This window comes from Variovorax sp. KBW07 (genome assembly GCF_003852515.1).
In the GTDB taxonomy this organism is placed as follows: domain Bacteria; phylum Pseudomonadota; class Gammaproteobacteria; order Burkholderiales; family Burkholderiaceae_C; genus Variovorax.
Window position 1 is genome coordinate 19619 of record NZ_QAJK01000093.1, and the last position, 16687, is coordinate 36305.

Below are 16687 nucleotides of genomic sequence, written 5' to 3' on the forward strand. Positions count from 1 at the left end.
GGCTTCGCGCACTTCGTGTCGCTTCTCCAACCCCCTCACCGGGGGCAACACCAGCGGCCCGGCAAAGCCGGTTCCGCGGTGTTCCCAGAACACCCGTCGATGCGGCAATCATCGAGTCAGGCGTTCTGCATGGCTTGTCGGTACCACTCGTGGAATTGCTGCATGCCGTCTTCCATCGGGCTCTGATACGGGCCGGTCTCGTTGTCGCCGCGCAGCATCAGCGCGCGGCGGCCGGCGTCCATGCGCTCGGCGATCTCGTCGTCTTCCACGCAGGTTTCCATGTAGGCGGCCTGCTGGGCCTCGACGAATTCGCGCTCGAAGGCGACGATTTCCTCGGGGTAGAAGAACTCGACCATGTTGAGCGTCTTGGTCGGGCTGACCGGGTGCAGCGTCGACACGGTGAGCACGTGCGGATACCACTCGACCATCACGTGCGGGTAGTAGGTGAGCCAGATGGCCCCGTACTTGGGCGGCTTGCCGTCGCGGTACTTCAGCAGTTGCTCTTGCCACTTCTGGTAGACCGGGCTGCCCGCGCGGCCCAGGCGGTTGGCCACGCCCACCGTCTGCACCGAGTAGTGGGGATTGAACTCCCAGCGCAGGTCGTCGCAGGTGACAAAGCTGCCAAGGCCGGGGTGGAACGGGCCCACGTGGTAGTCCTCGAGGTAGACCTCGATGAAGGTCTTCCAGTTGTAGTTGCACTCGTGCAGCTCGACGCGGTCGAGCGCGTAGCCCGAGAAATCGAGGTCGGCCTGCGGGCCCAGGCCCTTCATGTCGGCGGCCACGTCACGGCCCGTGCCATCGGCGTTCTTTTCGAACAAAAGACCGTTCCATTCGGTGAGCGGGTAGTTGTGCAGGTTCAGGCACGGGTCCTGGTCGAAATGCGGGGCGCCGATCAGCGTGCCGGTGCTGCGCGGGTCGCTCGCGGCGTAGGTCCAGCGGTGCAACGGGCAGACGATGTTGCCGCCGGTCTTGTTGTCGAGCTGGCCCCGGCCCTGCAGGATCAGCGCCTGGCGGTGGCGGCACACGTTGGAGATCAGCTCCACGCCCTTGGGCGTGTGGACCAGCGCGCGGCCCTGGTGCTCCTGCGGGAGGGTGTGAAAGTTGCCCATTTCGGGCACGGCGAGGCGATGGCCGACGTAGCGGGGCCCTCGCGCGAAAAGGTTTTGCATTTCGCGCGCATAGAGCGCTTCGTCGAAATACGCGGAAACTGGAAGTTGGCTCGCGGCCTGCTGCAGTTGAAGACTTAAATCAGACATGGAGGACCTGACCAAGCTCCCCACAGGGAGAGAAAGAGGAAGAACGGAAGGCGCCGTCTGGAAGGTTCGACGGCCCGAGAGGGGTGTTGGTGTGTCGCCAACGAGAGAAGTTCGCATTGTACCCACCGGGCCCCGATCCGGGGGGCGCCCTAAAATGCCCGGTTTCACCCACGTTTCGTTGCATGCCCAAGGTGCCTTCCCCTTCTTCGTCCAGCCCGGCGGCAACGCCCGATACCGGCCCGCTGCCCGCCAGTTACGAAGCGGGGCTCCAGGAACTGGAACAATTGGTTGCAGAACTCGAGTCGGGCCAGCTGCCGCTCGACCAGTTGCTCGGCAGCTACCAGCGCGGCGCCGCGCTGCTGGCTTTTTGCCGCGACAAGCTGCAGGCGGTCGAAGACCAGATCAAGGTGCTCGACGCGGGCAGCCTGAAGACCTGGACGGCCGAATGAGCGCCACCACCCCAATGACGACCCTCGCCAACTGGGACGCCGCGCGTCTTTCCGCCTGGAGCGAACCGCACCTGGCCAACGTCGAGGCGGCGCTGTCGCGCTGGGTCGGCGTCGATGCGCCCGTGCTGCTGGGCGACGCCATGCGCTATGCCGTGCTCGACGGCGGCAAGCGGCTGCGGCCCCTGCTGGTGCTCGCGGCCAGCGAAGCGGTCGGCGGCAACCAGGCCGCAGCGCTGCGCGCAGCCTGCGCCACCGAACTCATCCACGCCTATTCGCTGGTGCACGACGACCTGCCGTGCATGGACAACGACGTGCTGCGCCGTGGCAAACCCACCGTGCACGTGAAGTTCGGCGAAGCCGACGCACTGCTCGCCGGCGACGCGCTGCAGGCACTGGCCTTCGAGCTGCTCACGCCCGAAGGCGACGAGGTTGCCGCATCCACCCAGGCCACGCTGTGCCGCCTGCTGGCGCGCGCCGCGGGCAGCCAGGGCATGGCTGGCGGCCAGGCCATCGACCTGGCCAGCGTCGGCATTGCACTCAATGAAACCCAACTGCGCGAAATGCACCGCCTGAAGACCGGTGCGCTGCTGCAGGGCAGCGTCGAGATGGGCGCCGCCTGCGGCTCCGTCACACCGGTGGCGCTGGCCGCGCTGCGCGACTACGGCGCGGCCATCGGCCTCGCGTTCCAGGTGGTCGACGACATCCTCGACGTCACCGCCGATTCGCAAACCCTGGGCAAGACCGCCGGCAAGGACGCCGCGGCCGACAAGCCCACCTACGTGTCGCTGCTGGGCCTCGACGGCGCGCGCGCGCAGGCTCGCCAACTGCTGGCCGATGCGCTCGCCGCCCTGGCGCGCACCGGGCTGGCCGACACCGCCGCCTTGCGCGCGCTGGCCCACATGGTGGTCGACCGCGACCGCTAGGATGAAACTTACCCCCAGTCTTCGCGCACTTCGTGTCGCTTCGCCAACCCCCTTTCAGGGGGCGACACCAGCGGCCCGGCAAAGCCGGTTCCGCGGTGTCTCCCGACTGAATCGCGACAGTTTCATGCGTCGCGGGTCATGCGACGCGTGATGGAAAACTGAGAAAAGAAAAGACCTCCCCATGGCTCCGCTGCTTCCCACACTCCACGACCCCTCGCCGATCCGCAAATACGACCGAGCCCAGCTGCGGCAACTGTCCGACGAAGTACGCGCCTGCGTGCTGGACAACGTCTCGCGCACCGGTGGCCACCTGAGCTCCAACCTGGGCACGGTCGAGCTGACGGTCGCGCTGCACCACGTGTTCAACACGCCGCACGACCGGCTGGTGTGGGACGTGGGCCACCAGACCTACCCGCACAAGATCCTCACGGGCCGGCGCGAGCGCATGCCCACGCTGCGGCAGATCGGCGGCATCTCTGGCTTTCCGCAGCGCAGCGAGAGCGAGTACGACACCTTCGGCACCGCGCACTCGTCGACCAGCATCTCGGCTGCGCTCGGCATGGCCATGGCGGCCAAGCAGAAGGGCGAAGATCGCTACACCGTGGCCATCATCGGCGACGGCGCACTCACGGCCGGCATGGCCTTCGAGGCGCTGAACAACGCCGGCGTGTGCGACTGCAAGCTGCTGGTGATCCTGAACGACAACGACATGTCGATCAGCCCGCCCGTGGGCGCGCTCAACCGCTACCTCGCGCAGCTGATGAGCGGCAACTTCTACGCCGCCGCCAAGAACGTCGGCAAGAGCGTGCTGCGCGCCGCGCCGCCGCTGTTCGAGCTGGCCAAGCGCCTCGAGCAGCATGCCAAGGGCATGGTGGTTCCGGCCACGCTGTTCGAGCAGTTCGGCTTCAACTACGTGGGCCCGATCGACGGCCACGACATCGACTCGCTGGTGCCCACGCTCGAAAACCTCAAGCACCTCGACGGCCCGCAGTTCCTGCACGTGGTCACGAAGAAGGGGCAGGGCTACAAGCTGGCCGAAGCCGATCCGGTGGCCTACCACGGCCCCGGCAAGTTCGATCCGCAGGTGGGGCTGGTCAAGTCGACCGCGGTGGCCAAGCAGACTTTCACGCAGGTGTTCGGCCAGTGGCTGTGCGACACGGCAGCGCACGACGGCCGGCTCGTGGGCATCACGCCCGCGATGCGCGAAGGCTCGGGCATGGTCGAGTTCGAACAGCGCTTTCCCGATCGTTATTACGACGTCGGCATTGCCGAGCAGCACGCCGTGACTTTCGCGGCCGGCCTGGCCTGCGAAGGCCTGAAGCCAGTGGTGGCGATCTACTCGACCTTCCTGCAGCGCGCCTACGACCAGCTGATCCACGACGTCGCGATCCAGAACCTGCCGGTGGTGTTCGCGCTCGACCGCGCGGGCCTGGTGGGCGCCGATGGCGCCACGCACGCGGGTGCCTACGACATTCCGTTCCTGCGCTGCATTCCGAACATGAGCGTCGCCTGTCCGGCCGACGAGCGCGAGCTGCGCCAACTGCTCACGAGCGCCTACGAACAGAACCATCCGGTGGCCGTGCGCTATCCGCGCGGCGCGGGTGCCGGCGTCGCGCCGCACCTCACGCTCGATGCATTGCCTTTCGGCAAGGGCGAAGTGCGCCGCGAAGGCAAGCGCATCGCGATCCTTGCGTTCGGCTCGTTGCTGTACCCGGCGCTCACGGCCGCCGAGTCGCTCGACGCCACGGTGGTCAACATGCGCTGGGCCAAGCCGCTCGACGTCGAGTTGCTGCTGAAGGTCGCGCGCACGCACGACGCCATCGTCACGCTCGAAGAGGGCGCCACCATGGGCGGCGCGGGCAGTGCGGTGCTCGAGGCATTGCAGGCGGCCGACGTGCAGAAGCCGGTGTTGCAACTGGGCCTGCCCGACCGCTTCATCGAGCATGGCGATCCGGCCAAGCTGCTGGCGTCGATCGGGCTCGATGCGACTGGCATCGCGGCATCGATCACGCAACGCTTCGGCGCCGTCGCAGGGTAAACCCCCGCCGGGCGTCTGTAAGGCGGTTTTTACAATCAAGAAGACTTACACAAAAGTCCCCAACGCGGTCACAAGCCGCGTTTCGTTTTTTTCAAAGAACTCGGAGTGAATCAATGGATCGTCGTTCCCTCATCAAAAACGCCGGCATCGCCGGCGTTTTGGCCGCCGGCATTGCGCCCGCCGTGCACGCGCAGACGGCAGTGCGCTGGCGCCTCGCGTCGAGCTTTCCCCGTTCGCTCGACACGATTTTCGGAAGCGCCGAAATGCTCTCCAAGACCGTCAAGGCGCTGTCGGGCGGCAAGTTCGAAATCTCGGTCCACCCCGCCGGCGAACTGATGCCCGCGTTCGGCGTCGTCGACGCGCTGCAGGGCGACACGCTCGAGATGGCGCAAACCGCCGCCTACTACTTCACCGGCAAGGACCCGATCTTCGCGTTCAGCTGCGCCGTGCCCTTCGGCCTGACCGCACGCCAGACCGATTCGTGGAAAGAGTACGGCAACGGCCGCAAGCTCCTCGACGCCTTCTTCGCGCAGTACAACTTCCGCACCGCCAGCGCCGGCAATACCGGCACGCAGATGGGCGGCTGGTATCGCAAGGAAATCAAGACCGTCGAAGACCTGAAGGGCCTGAAGATGCGCATGGGCGGCGGCGTGTTCGGCGAGGCCATGGCCAAGCTGGGCGTGGTGTCGCAGAACATGCCCGCCGGCGACGTGTACCAGGCGCTCGAAAAGGGCACGCTGGATGCCGCCGAATTCGTCGGCCCCTACGACGACGAGAAGCTGGGCTTCAACAAGGTCGCACCGTACTACTACTACCCCGGCTGGTGGGAAGGCGGCGCCGACCTGGAGTTCTTCATCAACAACAAGGCGTTCGCCAAGCTGTCGGACGAGAACAAGGCCATCCTGGATGCGGCCACCAAGGTTGCCGCGCGCGACATGATCGCCAAGTACGACGCCTTCAACCCGCTCGCGATCAAGCGCCTCGTGGCCGCCAAGACGCAGCTCAAGCCGTTCCCGAAGGCCGTGATGGACGCGGGCTTCAAGGCCTCGATGGAAGTGTTCGCCGAGCACGAAGCCAAGTCGGCCGACTTCAAGAAGATCCACCAGGACATGCGCGCCTTCCAGCGCGACCAGATCCTGTGGAACCGCTTCTCGGAGTACCCGTTCAACCAGTACATGAACTCGGTCAAGATCTGACGCCAGGCGCTGCCGCCGGTTCGCCGGCGGCACGCAGCAAAAAGGCCGGTCCGCTTTCGCGGGCCGGCCTTTTTTCATGGGCCCGCCTCCCGGGGAGGAGGCGGGCTTCTGTCGCTCAGGGCTTCGGGTTCTGCGCCTTGAGCGCGTCCTGCATTGCCTTCATCGGATCGCTCTCGGTGCTTTCGGCCGAGGGCTCTGGCGTTGCGGGTGCGGCGGCACCCGGCGCGCCCGGTTCCGCCTTCGGCTCGGCGCCCGGTGCAGCTTCTTCGGGGCCGCCGTAGGGGTCGGTGGGCGTGGTGCCTTCGTCGGACTTCAGGCTGTCGCGCATCTGCGCGCCGATGTCGTCGAGGTTGACCTTCACTTCCTTGTCCAGGCTGCCCGTCACGATCTGCGGGAAGGCGATCAGGATGCCCACCATGGTGAGCTGGATCAGCACGAACGGGATCGCGCCCTTGTAGATCTGCATCGTCGTGACCGGCTCCATGACCTTCTGCGTCACCCGGTCCACGTACTGCTTCTCGGGTGCGACCGAGCGCAGGAAGAACAGCGCGAAGCCGAAGGGCGGATGCATGAACGAGGTCTGCATGTTCACCGCGAGCAGCACGCCGAACCAGATCAGGTCGATGCCCAGCTTGTGCGCCACCGGCGCCAGCAGCGGCACCACGATGAACGACAGCTCGAAGTAATCGAGGAAGAACGCCAGGAAGAACACCAGCACGTTCACCGCGATCAGGAAGCCCACCGGGCCGCCCGGCAGCGACGACAGCAGGTGTTCCACCCAGATCGGGCCGTCGGCGGCCTGGAACACCAGGCTGAACACCGTGGCGCCGATCAAAATGAACATCACGAAGCTGGACAGCCGCGTGGTGGAGCCCAGCGCCTGCTTGAGCAGCGAGAAGCTCATGCGCCGGCGGACCCAGGCCATGATCAGCGCGCCAATCGCACCCATCGCGCCGCCTTCGGTGGGCGTGGCCACGCCCAGGAAGATGGTGCCCAGCACCAGGAAGATCAGCAGCAGCGGCGGAATCAGCACGAAGGTGACCCGCTCGGCCAGGCGCGACAGCAGGTTGAGCTTCAGGCCCTTGTTGATCAGCGCGATGACCAGTGCCACGAACACGCCGCCGCACATGGCCACCACGACCTTTTCGTCGGTTGCCACGAAGGTCACTTCACTGCCCTGGAACCAGGTGTGCACGGCTTCCATGTTGCGCGCGAGGATCACGGCCACGACCGCCGACAGCGCGGTGATGCCGACCAGCGAGGTATAGCCGCCGCTGCCGTCGGGTTCGCGGAAGGTGCGTGCCTCGGTCGGCAGCGCGGGAACCTGCGTGGGCTTGAAGATCGCGAGGAACACCACGTACAGCACGTACAGGCCCATCAGCATGAAGCCGGGCAGGAAGGCGCCCTTGTACATGTCGCCCACGCTCTTGCCGAGCTGGTCGGCCATGATGATCAGCACCAGCGAGGGCGGGATGATCTGCGCCAGCGTGCCCGAGGCCGCGATCACGCCGCTGGAGAGCCTGCGGTCGTAGCCGTAGCGCAGCATGATCGGCAGCGAGATCAGGCCCATCGAGATGACCGACGCGGCCACCACGCCGGTGGTCGCCGCCAGCAGCGCGCCGACGAAGATCACCGCCAGTGCAAGGCCGCCGCGCATCGGACCGAAGACCTGGCCGACCGTGTCCAGCAGGTCCTCGGCCATGCCGCTTCGCTCCAGGATCAGCCCCATGAGCGTGAAGAAGGGCACGGCCAGCAGCGTGTCGTTGGCCATGATGCCGATCAGCCGCTGGGGCAGCCACGCCATCACCGACGACTGGAATACGCCCAGCTCGATCCCGATGAAACCGAAGAACAGGCCGCAGGCCCCGAGGCTGAATGCCACCGGGAAACCCAGCAGCAGGAAACAGATGAGCCCCGCGAACATGATCGGGGCGAAATTGGCAACGATGAATTCCATGGTGTTTTTTCCGGCGCCTGGCGGTTCAGTGTTGCGGCTTTGCAGTAGCGCCCGTGCCTGCGGCCGCCTTGGCGGCATCCGCCTCGGCTTGCAGGCGCAGCGCTTCGATGAGTTCGGCCTCGGCCGTCTTGTCGGTCAGGCGGCCCATCGGGTCGGGCCCCTGGCCTTGCAGGAACGCGATGCGCTTGATCAGCTCCGACCAGCCCTGCAGCATCAGCAGCGTGAAGCCGAACGGCAGCGCCGCCCACACCGGCCAGCGGATCAGGCCGCCCGAGTTGCCCGATACCTCGCCCGACTGGTACATCTGGATCACCACGGGCATCGACAGGTACAGCACCGTCAGGCACAGCGGCGTGAGAAAGAACGCGAAGCCGATGATGTCGATCCACACCTGCTTGCGCTTGGACAGGCGGCTGTTGAGCACGTCGATGCGCACGTGTTCCCGATGCAGCAGCGTATAGCCGGCGGCGATCAGGAAGGACCAGGCAAACAGGTACCACTGCACTTCGAGGAAGGCGTTGGAGCTGGTGTTGAAGACCTTGCGGACGATCGCGTTGAGGGCACTGATGACCGTGGCGGCCAGGATGAGCCAAATGGCATATTTGCCCACCTGGGCATTGAGCCAGTCGATGGCCCGGGACAGCTTGAGCAAGCCTTGCATTACATCTCCATCTTTTGTATTGGATGCCCCTGATACGACGGCACCCGACGCTCCGGCTTTGTGTGCCGGCGGGTCGGGTGCATGAGGCGGTGCGAATTCTATCGGTGTAGGGGAAAAGTTCCTTGAGGGCCTACCCAGGGGCTGCCGCTGGTCATAATGCCGTCATGGCCCAGTCACCGCGACACACCTCGTCCGCCGCCGGGGCGGCATCGTGGTCGATCGACTCGCCCGACATGTGCCGCGCCGGCCGCGACCTGCTGTCCCTGGCGCTGATCGACGCACGCAACCACACCCTGCACCTGCTCTCGCTCTACGAGGAAGCCATGGGCACCGAAGCCCTTGCGGTGCCACCCGTGCCGGAAGAAGAAGGCGTGGTGCCGCCGGTCTGGCTGGCCGGCCACATCGGCTGGTTCGCCGAATGGTGGATCGGCCGGAACACGCAGCGCGCCTTCGGCATCGACTGCCCGGTGCGGCCCACGCGGCTGGCCGCCATAGAGCCCGGTGCCGACGACTGGTGGAACCCGGCGCAGAGCCAGCCGGGACGCCGCTGGTCCGCCGACCTGCCCGACCTTGGCCAGACCAAGGCCTACCTTCTCGAAACGCTGGAGAGCACGCTCGAGCTGCTCGAACACGCGGCCGAGACCGATGCCGGCCTGTACTTCTACCGGCTGGCGCTGTTCCACGAAGACCTGCGCGGCGAGCAGTTCGTGGTGATGGCGCAAACGCTCGGGCTGCCTTTGGGCGTCGAGCAGGCGCCCATCGCCGTCACGCGTGAGCCGCTGCTGTTGCCGGCCACGCGCTGGGAGCTGGGTTCGTCCGACAGCGGCTTCGCCTTTGCGCAGGAGCGCAGCGCGCACCGGGTCGACGTGCCCGAGTTCGAGATCGACGCGCAACCCGTCACCTGGAGCCAGTTCATCGAATTCGTCGACGACGGCGGCTACGACCGCGAGGAGCTGTGGCACAGCGAGGGCTGGCGCTGGCTGAGCGCACAGGTCGACGGGCGCCGCGGCCCGCGCCATGTCGAGCAGATCGGCGTGGCGCGCAACGGCACCGGCGGCTCGGTGCTGCAGCAGCACTTCGGCAAGACGGTGCGTGCGGCCGGACACCACAGCGCCGTGCACCTGAGCTGGTGGGAGGCCGATGCATGGGCCCGCTGGGCGGGGCGCCGCATCGCGACCGAAGTCGAATGGGAGATCGCGGCGCACACGGCCGCGCGCCGCGGGTTCCGCTGGGCCGACGTGCACGAATGGACCGCGGGCACGCTGCAGCCCTGGCCCGGCTTCAGGGCCGACCCGTGGAGCGCCGGCGGCGAGTTCGACCCTACGGCCGCATTCGGCCGCGCACGCGTGCTGCGCGGCGCCTCGTTCGCGACGCGCGCGCGCATGCGTTCGCTCAAGCGCCGCGGCTTCGCGCTGCCCGAGCGCGACGACGGCTTCTTCGGTTTCAGGACCTGCGCGCTCTGAGGCTCAACGCCCCGACGCCAGAGGCGGTGCCACTTCCTCCAGCGGCTTGCGCTCCGCGTCGGCCGCGTAGCGCAAGGCCAGCAGCCCCGCGACGATGACCAGTGCGGCCCCGATGCCGTAGCCCACCGTCACCGCGCCGCGGCTGCCGGTTTCGATCAGCAGGCCGAACAGCACCGGCGCCGCGAAGCCGCCCGCACCCATGCCGATGGCATAGAAGATCGCGATGGCCATGGCCCGCATCTCGAGCGGGAACACCTCGCTCACCGTCAGGTAGGCCGAGCTTGCCGCCGCGGACGCGAGAAAGAACACCGCCGACCAGCACAGCGCCTGGCTGCGCGCGTCGAGCCAGCCGGCCATGAAGGCCCAGCCCGTGAGCGCCAGGCCCACGCCCGCCAGCACATAGGTCAGCGCGATCATCTTGCGCCGGCCCACGCTGTCGAACAACGGTCCGAGCAGCAGCGGCCCCAGCACGTTGCCGAGCGCGAACGGAAAGATGTACAGCGCCACGCTGCCTTCGGGCACGCCATAGAAGCGCGTGAGCACCAGCGCATAGGTGAAGAAGATCGCGTTGTAGAAGAAGGCCTGCGAGACCATCAGCGCGCCCGCGACCACGCTGCGCTGCCGGTAGTGCTTCAGCAGCACGCGCGCCACCTCGCGCATCGACGGGCTGCCGTTGCCCGCGGCGGTGTAGGCCACATGGCCTTGCGGCGCGGGCAACGGACCGTGCTGCGCCTTGACCTCGGCCTCGATGCCTTCGACGATGCGCCGCGCCTCGTCGGCGCGCCCATGCGCGATCAGCCAGCGCGGGCTTTCGGGCACGTTGCGCCGCACCAGCAGAATGGCCACCGCCAGCACCGCGCCCAGCGCGAAGCCCGCGCGCCAGCCCCACACCGGGCCGATCACGCGTGCGTCGAGCAGCACCAGGCTCAGCCCGGCGCCCAGCGCCGCGCCGATCCAGAAGCTGCCGTTGATGGCAAGGTTGACGCGCCCGCGCACCCGCGCCGGAATGAGTTCGTCGATGGCCGAGTTGATGGCCGCGTATTCGCCGCCGATGCCCAGCCCCGTCACGAAGCGGCACAGCGCGAAGAACGCGAAGTCAGGAGAGAACGCGGTGGCCAGCGTGCCGAGCGTGTAGACCACCAGCGTGATGAGAAAGAGCTTCTTGCGCCCCAGCCGGTCGGTGAGCCGGCCGAAGACCAGCGCGCCGATCACCGCGCCCGCGATGTAGACCGAGCCCGACCATCCGATCTCGCCGGCCGAGAGCCCCAGCGTGTCGGGCCGCTCCAGCACCGCGCCGATGGAGCCCACCAGCGTCACTTCGAGCCCGTCAAGGATCCACGCCACGCCCAGCGCGATCACCACGCGCCAATGCCAGCGTGACCACGGCAGGCGGTCCAGGCGGGCGGGGATGTCGCTGCGCAGGGGTTGTTGTCGTGGCACGCGGACTCACTCACTCGAATCGAGGCCCGGCCATTATGGAAAGCGCGGCAGCATGCGCTCGTAGGACCGCGCCGTCCGCTGGCGCGATCCTGGGTGCTCTTCAGTGCGACGCGAGCGCCACGGCGAACAGCGCGCTTATCAACGGCCTGTCCTGCCGCACCGACAGGCAACACAGCGAATAGCTGATCGACAGCTCCTCGTCGTCGATCAGCACCGCGGCCAGGCCGGGCAGGGGAATGAACTCGACCTGCGTGACGAAGCCGATGCCCATGCCGTTGGCCACCGCATGCAGGATGGCCTCGCGGCTGTTGATCTCCATGACGCAGTTCATGCGCACGTTCTTCTGCCGGCACGCGCGCTCCACGCGCTGGCGCGTCTGCGAACCGGGCTCGCGCAGGATGACCATTTCGTTCGCGATATCTTGCGTGCCGATCGACGCACGCTGCGTCCATGCGTGGTCTGCAGGCACCACGGCAATGATCCGCTCGCTGCGAAAGGCCACGGTGTGCAAGCCCTCGATGGGTGGCGGCTCGACCACGATGCCGACGTCGATGTCGAAGTCCTGCAGCCCGCGCAGCGTCGATTCTTCCGACCCGATGGCGACCGTGAGTTCCAGCGACGCATGCGCGCGCTTGAAGTTGCGCGCCAACTCCAGTGCAATCGGCGGAGACACCGCGCCCACGCGCACCAGCCCGGCTTCGAGCTTGTGCGCGTGCTGCAGGAACTGGATCGCTTCTTCTTCCTGGCCGAACAGGCCCTGCGTGATGCCGTAGAGCCGCTCGCCCGTTGCGGTGAGCCGCACGCCGCGCCCGCCTCGCACGAACAGCTCCACGTTGAAGCGCTCTTCGAGTGCCTTGACCTGGTCGGTCACCGTCGGCTGGCCGATGTGCAGGTACTGCGCCGCCGACGTAAAGCCGCCCGTCTTGGCGACGGCATGAAAGCATCGGATCCACTTGTAGTACTGGTGAAACATGGGGCGGGTCTGGAGAGGCGGTGGCGCGTGACGGCACGGAGCCTCTCACATCCGGGCGCTGCCGGGCATGCGCGCTTTCCCCGTGATCGCCCTTGGCGGCGACCTATCGGTTTTCAACCACGCCAACGTCAGAAATGCGATTGGACGGGGCCGCGGGCGGCTTTGACACTTGCATCCATTCAAGAGCGCGCGATACAGCGCGATGCAAGAACAGACAGACAAGCAACCACGCGAGACAAACCCGATGCCCCATGCCTTTCACAACCCCGTTGCCATCCATTGCGGACGGGGCAGCCTCGAGCAGCTGCCCTCGATCCTGGGCGGCCGCCGTGTCGTCGTCGTCACCTTTCCCGAAGCGCGCGCGCTGGGCCTCGTCGCCCGCCTCGAAGCGCTGCTGGGCGACGCACTGGTCTCGGTGATCGACGACGTGCGCCCCAACCCCGACGTGGCGCATCTCGCCGGGCTCTACAACAGCTTCTGGCAATCCGATGCCCATGGCGATGCAGGTTGCGATGCCATCGTCGCGGTGGGCGGCGGCAGCGCCATCGACACCGCCAAGGCCTTGATGGTGGGCACCGCCAGCGGACAGTTCGATGAACTCATCGGCCTGCTCGCCACGGGAAAACCCTTTGCGCCCGCCAGCGTCAAGCCGCTCATCGCAGTGCCCACCACCGCGGGCACCGGGAGCGAAGTCACGCCCTGGGCCACCATCTGGGACACCGCCAACCAGAAGAAGTATTCGCTGCACCTGGATGCCACGTGGCCCGAAGCGGCCATCGTGGACCCCGAGCTGATGCTGTCGGTGCCCGCGGGCGTGACCGTGTCGACCGGGCTCGACGCGCTCTCGCATGCGCTGGAGTCGGTGTGGAACGTGAACGCGAACCCCATCTCCGACACCTTCGCGGTGTCGGCGGTGCGCGACATCTTCGATTGCCTGCCGGCCCTCATGGCCGACCTGGGCAGCATCGAGCTGCGCGAGCGCATGTCGCTGGCCGCGCTCAAGGCCGGCATGGCGTTCTCCAACACCAAGACCGCGCTGGCCCATTCGATCTCGTACGAGATGACGCTGCGCCACGGGCTGCCGCACGGCATTGCCTGCTCCTTCACCTTGCCGCTGGTGCTTGAAAAGGCATGGGCCCGGTCCGCTGATCGCGACCGCACGCTGCAGCAGCTCTTCGGCCCCGATCTCTCCGCCGGCACGCGGCGCCTGCGCGACTTTCTGCAGGGCCTGGGCGTGAAGACCGAGTTCGCCGACTACGGCGTGGCGGACGGCGAAGCCGCGGCCATGATCGCGCGCGCCATGGAAGGCGCGCGCGGCAAGAACTTCATCGGGGCGGTGCACGCCTAGGTGACTGGAGTGCCGGGCGCAGCGAACGTGCGGCCGGCCGAGACTCGAGAAAACAGATGCCGGCCTTCGAGCCGGTCCCACGGGCCCCACGCCCGTCAAGAAATGGAGACAAACCATGCAAGCGGCCAACCAGACACTGCCGGCGGGCACTTACGTTCCGCCTTTGGAAAACTCGTTCAGGAAGGCGCAGTGGCGGATGCTGCTGGCCGCCATGTTCTGCTACTTCTTCTTCTACACGGGGCGGCAGACTTTCGGCTTTGCCATCCCGGGCATCCAGAAGGAATTCGGCCTTTCGAAGGAAGTCCTAGGGTGGGCCTCGACCAGCCTTCTCTGGTGCTACGCCATCGGCCAGGCCATCAACGGCAACCTCGGCGACAAGTTCGGTGGCCGCCGCGTCATGACGGCCGGCGCCATTCTTTCGTGCGCGGCCAACTGGGTGGTGAGCTTCGCGGTCGGGTTCAAGTCGCTGGCGATTCCGTGGGGCATCAACGGCTACTTCCAGGCCCTGGGCTGGGCACCGGGCAGCCGCCTGCTGTCGAACTGGTGGGGCTCCGAAGAGCGCGGAAAAGTCTACGGCTTCTATGTGTTCGCCGCGGGCTGTGCGTCGGTGCTGTCGTTCGTTACTTCCATCCTGGTGGTGAACGTGTTCCACCTCGACTGGCGCTGGATCTTCCGGCTCCCCGTGCTGCTGATGCTGATCGGGGGCATCACCTTCTACCTGATCGCCCGTGAACGCCCTGAAGACCTGGGCTTCAAGTCGCCCGAGACCGGCGTTGCCGACGAGAAGGATGCAAAGAACGCGAAGGCAAGCCACGGCGGGCATGAAGCAGAAGAAAGCTCGTGGTCGCGCTACAAGGCCGTGCTCAGCAACCCCCGGCTGATGATCGCCGCGCTGTCCATCGGCTTCCAGAACGCCGCGCGCTACGGCCTGATCGTCTGGGTGCCGGTGCACTTTCTCGGCAAGGACTGGGCCAAGGCCGCCGACGGCATGATCGATCCGGCCTGGATATCCGTCGCGCTGCCGGTCGGCATGGCCTTCGGTGCGCTCACCAACGGATGGATCTCCGACAAGGTCTTCGGATCGAAGCGCTACAAGGCCATCGTGCTGTACATGCTGCTCGGCGCCGTCGCATCGATGGGCATGTACCTGCTGCCCACCAGCATCCTGGGCCTGGCGCTGCTCTTCCTTGCCGGCTTCTTCGTCTACGGACCGGCCTCGTCGTTCTGGGCCCTGTGCCCCGACCTCGTCGGCGCAAAGCGCGCGGGCACCGCCACCGGTGTCATGAACTTCTTCTCGTACCTGCTCGCGGGGCTCGGCGAGCCGCTGATCGGCCGGATGCTGGACCACTCGGGCAACACCTCGCTGGTGTTCCCCATCGTCGCGGCCAGCTGCCTGATCAGTGCGTTCATTGCGGCGTTCATCCGCCGATGAGTCCCGTGCCCGGACTGTCACGCATCCACAAACCAAGGAGTACCCACCCAATGAAATCCGATCCGCTTGAAGTGAATGGCCGCGGCTACCGCTGGATGGCGCGCCCCGTCGTGGTCGTTTGCGTCGACGGCTGCGAGCCCGCGTACCTCGATGCGGCCGTGGAGGCCGGCGTGGCGCCGTACCTGGGCCGCATCATGAAGTCGGGTGCGAGCCTGCTGGCCGATTGCGTCGTGCCCTCGTTCACCAACCCGAACAACCTGTCCATCGTGACCGGTGCGCCACCTGCCGTGCACGGCATCTGCGGCAACTACTTCTTCGACCGCGAACTGGGCCAGGAAGTGATGATGAACGACCCCAAGTACCTGCGCGCCGGCACCGTGCTGGCCGCGTTCGCCGATGCAGGCGCCAAGGTGGCCGTGGTCACCGCCAAGGACAAGCTGCGCAAGCTGCTGGGCCATCGCATGAAGGGCATCTGCTTTTCTTCGGAGAAGTCGGACCAGGTGACGATGCAGGAGAACGGCATCGACAACGTGCTCGACATGGTCGGCATGCCCGTGCCTTCGGTGTACAGCGCCGAGCTGTCGGAGTTCGTGTTCGCCTCGGGCGTGAAGCTGATGGAGTCGCGCCGGCCCGACCTGATGTACCTGTCGACCACCGACTACGTGCAGCACAAGGCCGCACCGGGCAGCCCCGCGGCCAATGCCTTCTACGCCATGATGGACGGCTACCTGGCGCAACTCGATGCGCTGGGTGCGACCATCGTCATCACCGCCGACCACGGCATGAACGACAAGCACGGCGCGGATGGCTCGCCGAACGTCATCTATCTGCAGGACGTGCTCGACGGCTGGTACGGCGCTGAAAAGGCGAGGGTGATCCTGCCGATCACCGACCCGTATGTCGTGCACCACGGCGCGCTCGGCTCGTTCGCCACCGTGTATGCGCCCGACGACGCCAGCGTGCCCGGCTGGATCGAACGCATCAAGCAGGTGCCGGGCATGGAGCTCGTGCTCACGCGGGCCGAAGCCGCCAAGCGCTTCGAGCTGCCGCCGGACCGCATTGGCGACATCGTGGTGGTGAGCGAGCAGAGCACCGCCATCGGCACCTCGGCCAGCCGGCATGACCTGTCGGCATTGGAAGTGCCGCTGCGCTCGCACGGTGGCGTGTCCGAGCAGCGCGTGCCGCTGATCTGCAATCGCCCCGTGGCCGGCATTGCCGCGAGCCGCCGGCTGCGCAACTTCGATGCGCTCGACATCGCGCTGAACCACGCCCAGGTCCCGGTTTCAGCCGCGGTGCCTGTCGCGGCCTGAACCCCTCTCACGGAGCAATTTTTCAATGAGCCCATCCGACCATTCCGCCCTGAAGCCCGGCACCATCTATCGCGAAGCGCTGCGCATCGCCGGAGAAAAGGTCCACCGCGACCGCACGATCGAAGTCACCTACCCGTACACCGGCGAAGTGATCGCCACCGTGCCCAAGGCCACGCTGGACGACGTGCGCAATGCCCTGCGCATCGCCCGCGACTACAAATCCACGCTCACGCGCTACGAG

At 66.8% G+C, this 16687-nt stretch carries 14 protein-coding genes; 9 read left to right on the forward strand and 5 right to left on the reverse strand.

Annotated features, from left to right (window positions below):
* Positions 1-116 precede the first annotated feature (116 nt).
* On the reverse strand, positions 117-1256 hold the full coding sequence (locus DBV14_RS19260; protein WP_124461040.1) for an aromatic ring-hydroxylating dioxygenase subunit alpha: 1140 nt from the start codon (positions 1254-1256) through the stop codon (positions 117-119).
* Between the two features lie 182 nt (positions 1257-1438).
* On the opposite strand from DBV14_RS19260, the gene xseB reads away from it, so the two are divergent.
* The 4 genes from xseB (at position 1439) to DBV14_RS19285 (ending at position 5862) form a co-directional block, all read left to right on the forward strand.
* Positions 1439-1705: an exodeoxyribonuclease VII small subunit gene (gene xseB / locus DBV14_RS19265; protein WP_124461042.1), complete on the forward strand. Its 267-nt coding sequence runs from the start codon at positions 1439-1441 to the stop codon at positions 1703-1705.
* Positions 1702-2628 carry a polyprenyl synthetase family protein gene (locus DBV14_RS19270; RefSeq protein WP_124461044.1) on the forward strand — a complete coding sequence of 309 codons (927 nt, stop codon included), beginning with the start codon at positions 1702-1704 and terminating at the stop codon, positions 2626-2628. The genes xseB and DBV14_RS19270 overlap by 4 nt, the downstream gene beginning before the upstream one ends.
* 181 nt (positions 2629-2809) lie before the next feature.
* The gene (gene dxs / locus DBV14_RS19280) at positions 2810-4666 is read left to right on the forward strand and encodes a 1-deoxy-D-xylulose-5-phosphate synthase (protein ID WP_124461046.1); all 1857 of its coding nucleotides are present in this window, start codon (positions 2810-2812) and stop codon (positions 4664-4666) included.
* 113 nt (positions 4667-4779) lie between these two features.
* Positions 4780-5862 carry a TRAP transporter substrate-binding protein gene (locus DBV14_RS19285; protein ID WP_124461048.1) on the forward strand — a complete coding sequence of 361 codons (1083 nt, stop codon included), beginning with the start codon at positions 4780-4782 and terminating at the stop codon, positions 5860-5862.
* A gap of 115 nt (positions 5863-5977) precedes the next feature.
* Here DBV14_RS19285 and DBV14_RS19290 read toward each other — a convergent pair whose 3' ends face one another.
* Positions 5978-7819, reverse strand: coding sequence for a TRAP transporter large permease subunit (locus DBV14_RS19290; RefSeq protein WP_124461050.1), 1842 nt, complete (start codon positions 7817-7819; stop codon positions 5978-5980).
* A 25-nt stretch (positions 7820-7844) separates the two neighbouring features.
* Positions 7845-8480 carry a TRAP transporter small permease subunit gene (locus tag DBV14_RS19295; protein ID WP_124461052.1) on the reverse strand — a complete coding sequence of 212 codons (636 nt, stop codon included), beginning with the start codon at positions 8478-8480 and terminating at the stop codon, positions 7845-7847.
* A gap of 164 nt (positions 8481-8644) precedes the next feature.
* Between DBV14_RS19295 and DBV14_RS19300 the strand changes: the two genes are divergently transcribed.
* The gene (locus tag DBV14_RS19300) at positions 8645-9943 is read left to right on the forward strand and encodes an SUMF1/EgtB/PvdO family nonheme iron enzyme (protein WP_124461054.1); all 1299 of its coding nucleotides are present in this window, start codon (positions 8645-8647) and stop codon (positions 9941-9943) included.
* Positions 9944-9946: 3 nt separating this feature from the next.
* Here DBV14_RS19300 and DBV14_RS19305 read toward each other — a convergent pair whose 3' ends face one another.
* Both DBV14_RS19305 and DBV14_RS19310 read right to left on the reverse strand, forming a co-directional pair.
* The gene (locus DBV14_RS19305; RefSeq protein WP_185546066.1) at positions 9947-11383 is read right to left on the reverse strand and encodes an MFS transporter; all 1437 of its coding nucleotides are present in this window, start codon (positions 11381-11383) and stop codon (positions 9947-9949) included.
* Between the two features lie 100 nt (positions 11384-11483).
* Complete coding sequence (locus DBV14_RS19310; protein ID WP_124461056.1) at positions 11484-12356, reverse strand: LysR substrate-binding domain-containing protein; 873 nt, start codon at positions 12354-12356, stop codon at positions 11484-11486.
* Between the two features lie 244 nt (positions 12357-12600).
* Here DBV14_RS19310 and psrA point away from each other — a divergent pair, with 244 nt between their 5' ends.
* The 4 genes from psrA to DBV14_RS19330 form a co-directional block, all read left to right on the forward strand.
* Positions 12601-13704 carry an iron-containing alcohol dehydrogenase PsrA gene (gene psrA / locus DBV14_RS19315; protein ID WP_124461058.1) on the forward strand — a complete coding sequence of 368 codons (1104 nt, stop codon included), beginning with the start codon at positions 12601-12603 and terminating at the stop codon, positions 13702-13704.
* A 115-nt stretch (positions 13705-13819) separates the two neighbouring features.
* Positions 13820-15136, forward strand: coding sequence for an MFS transporter (locus DBV14_RS19320; RefSeq protein ID WP_124461060.1), 1317 nt, complete (start codon positions 13820-13822; stop codon positions 15134-15136).
* A 50-nt stretch (positions 15137-15186) separates the two neighbouring features.
* A complete protein-coding gene (phnA, locus tag DBV14_RS19325) occupies positions 15187-16446 on the forward strand; it encodes a phosphonoacetate hydrolase (protein ID WP_124461061.1) in 1260 nt (419 codons plus the stop codon).
* 25 nt (positions 16447-16471) lie between these two features.
* Positions 16472-16687: aldehyde dehydrogenase family protein (locus tag DBV14_RS19330; RefSeq protein WP_221621904.1), on the forward strand; the 216-nt coding region annotated here is incomplete at its 3' end.

Coding starts and splice junctions, on each gene's coding strand:
- DBV14_RS19260 (WP_124461040.1), bottom strand. CDS start 1,256: ATGTCTGATTTAAGTCTTCAACTGCAGCAGGCCGCGAGCCAACTTCCA.
- xseB (WP_124461042.1), top strand. CDS start 1,439: ATGCCCAAGGTGCCTTCCCCTTCTTCGTCCAGCCCGGCGGCAACGCCC.
- DBV14_RS19270 (WP_124461044.1), top strand. CDS start 1,702: ATGAGCGCCACCACCCCAATGACGACCCTCGCCAACTGGGACGCCGCG.
- dxs (WP_124461046.1), top strand. CDS start 2,810: ATGGCTCCGCTGCTTCCCACACTCCACGACCCCTCGCCGATCCGCAAA.
- DBV14_RS19285 (WP_124461048.1), top strand. CDS start 4,780: ATGGATCGTCGTTCCCTCATCAAAAACGCCGGCATCGCCGGCGTTTTG.
- DBV14_RS19290 (WP_124461050.1), bottom strand. CDS start 7,819: ATGGAATTCATCGTTGCCAATTTCGCCCCGATCATGTTCGCGGGGCTC.
- DBV14_RS19295 (WP_124461052.1), bottom strand. CDS start 8,480: ATGCAAGGCTTGCTCAAGCTGTCCCGGGCCATCGACTGGCTCAATGCC.
- DBV14_RS19300 (WP_124461054.1), top strand. CDS start 8,645: ATGGCCCAGTCACCGCGACACACCTCGTCCGCCGCCGGGGCGGCATCG.
- DBV14_RS19310 (WP_124461056.1), bottom strand. CDS start 12,356: ATGTTTCACCAGTACTACAAGTGGATCCGATGCTTTCATGCCGTCGCC.
- psrA (WP_124461058.1), top strand. CDS start 12,601: ATGCCCCATGCCTTTCACAACCCCGTTGCCATCCATTGCGGACGGGGC.
- DBV14_RS19320 (WP_124461060.1), top strand. CDS start 13,820: ATGCAAGCGGCCAACCAGACACTGCCGGCGGGCACTTACGTTCCGCCT.
- phnA (WP_124461061.1), top strand. CDS start 15,187: ATGAAATCCGATCCGCTTGAAGTGAATGGCCGCGGCTACCGCTGGATG.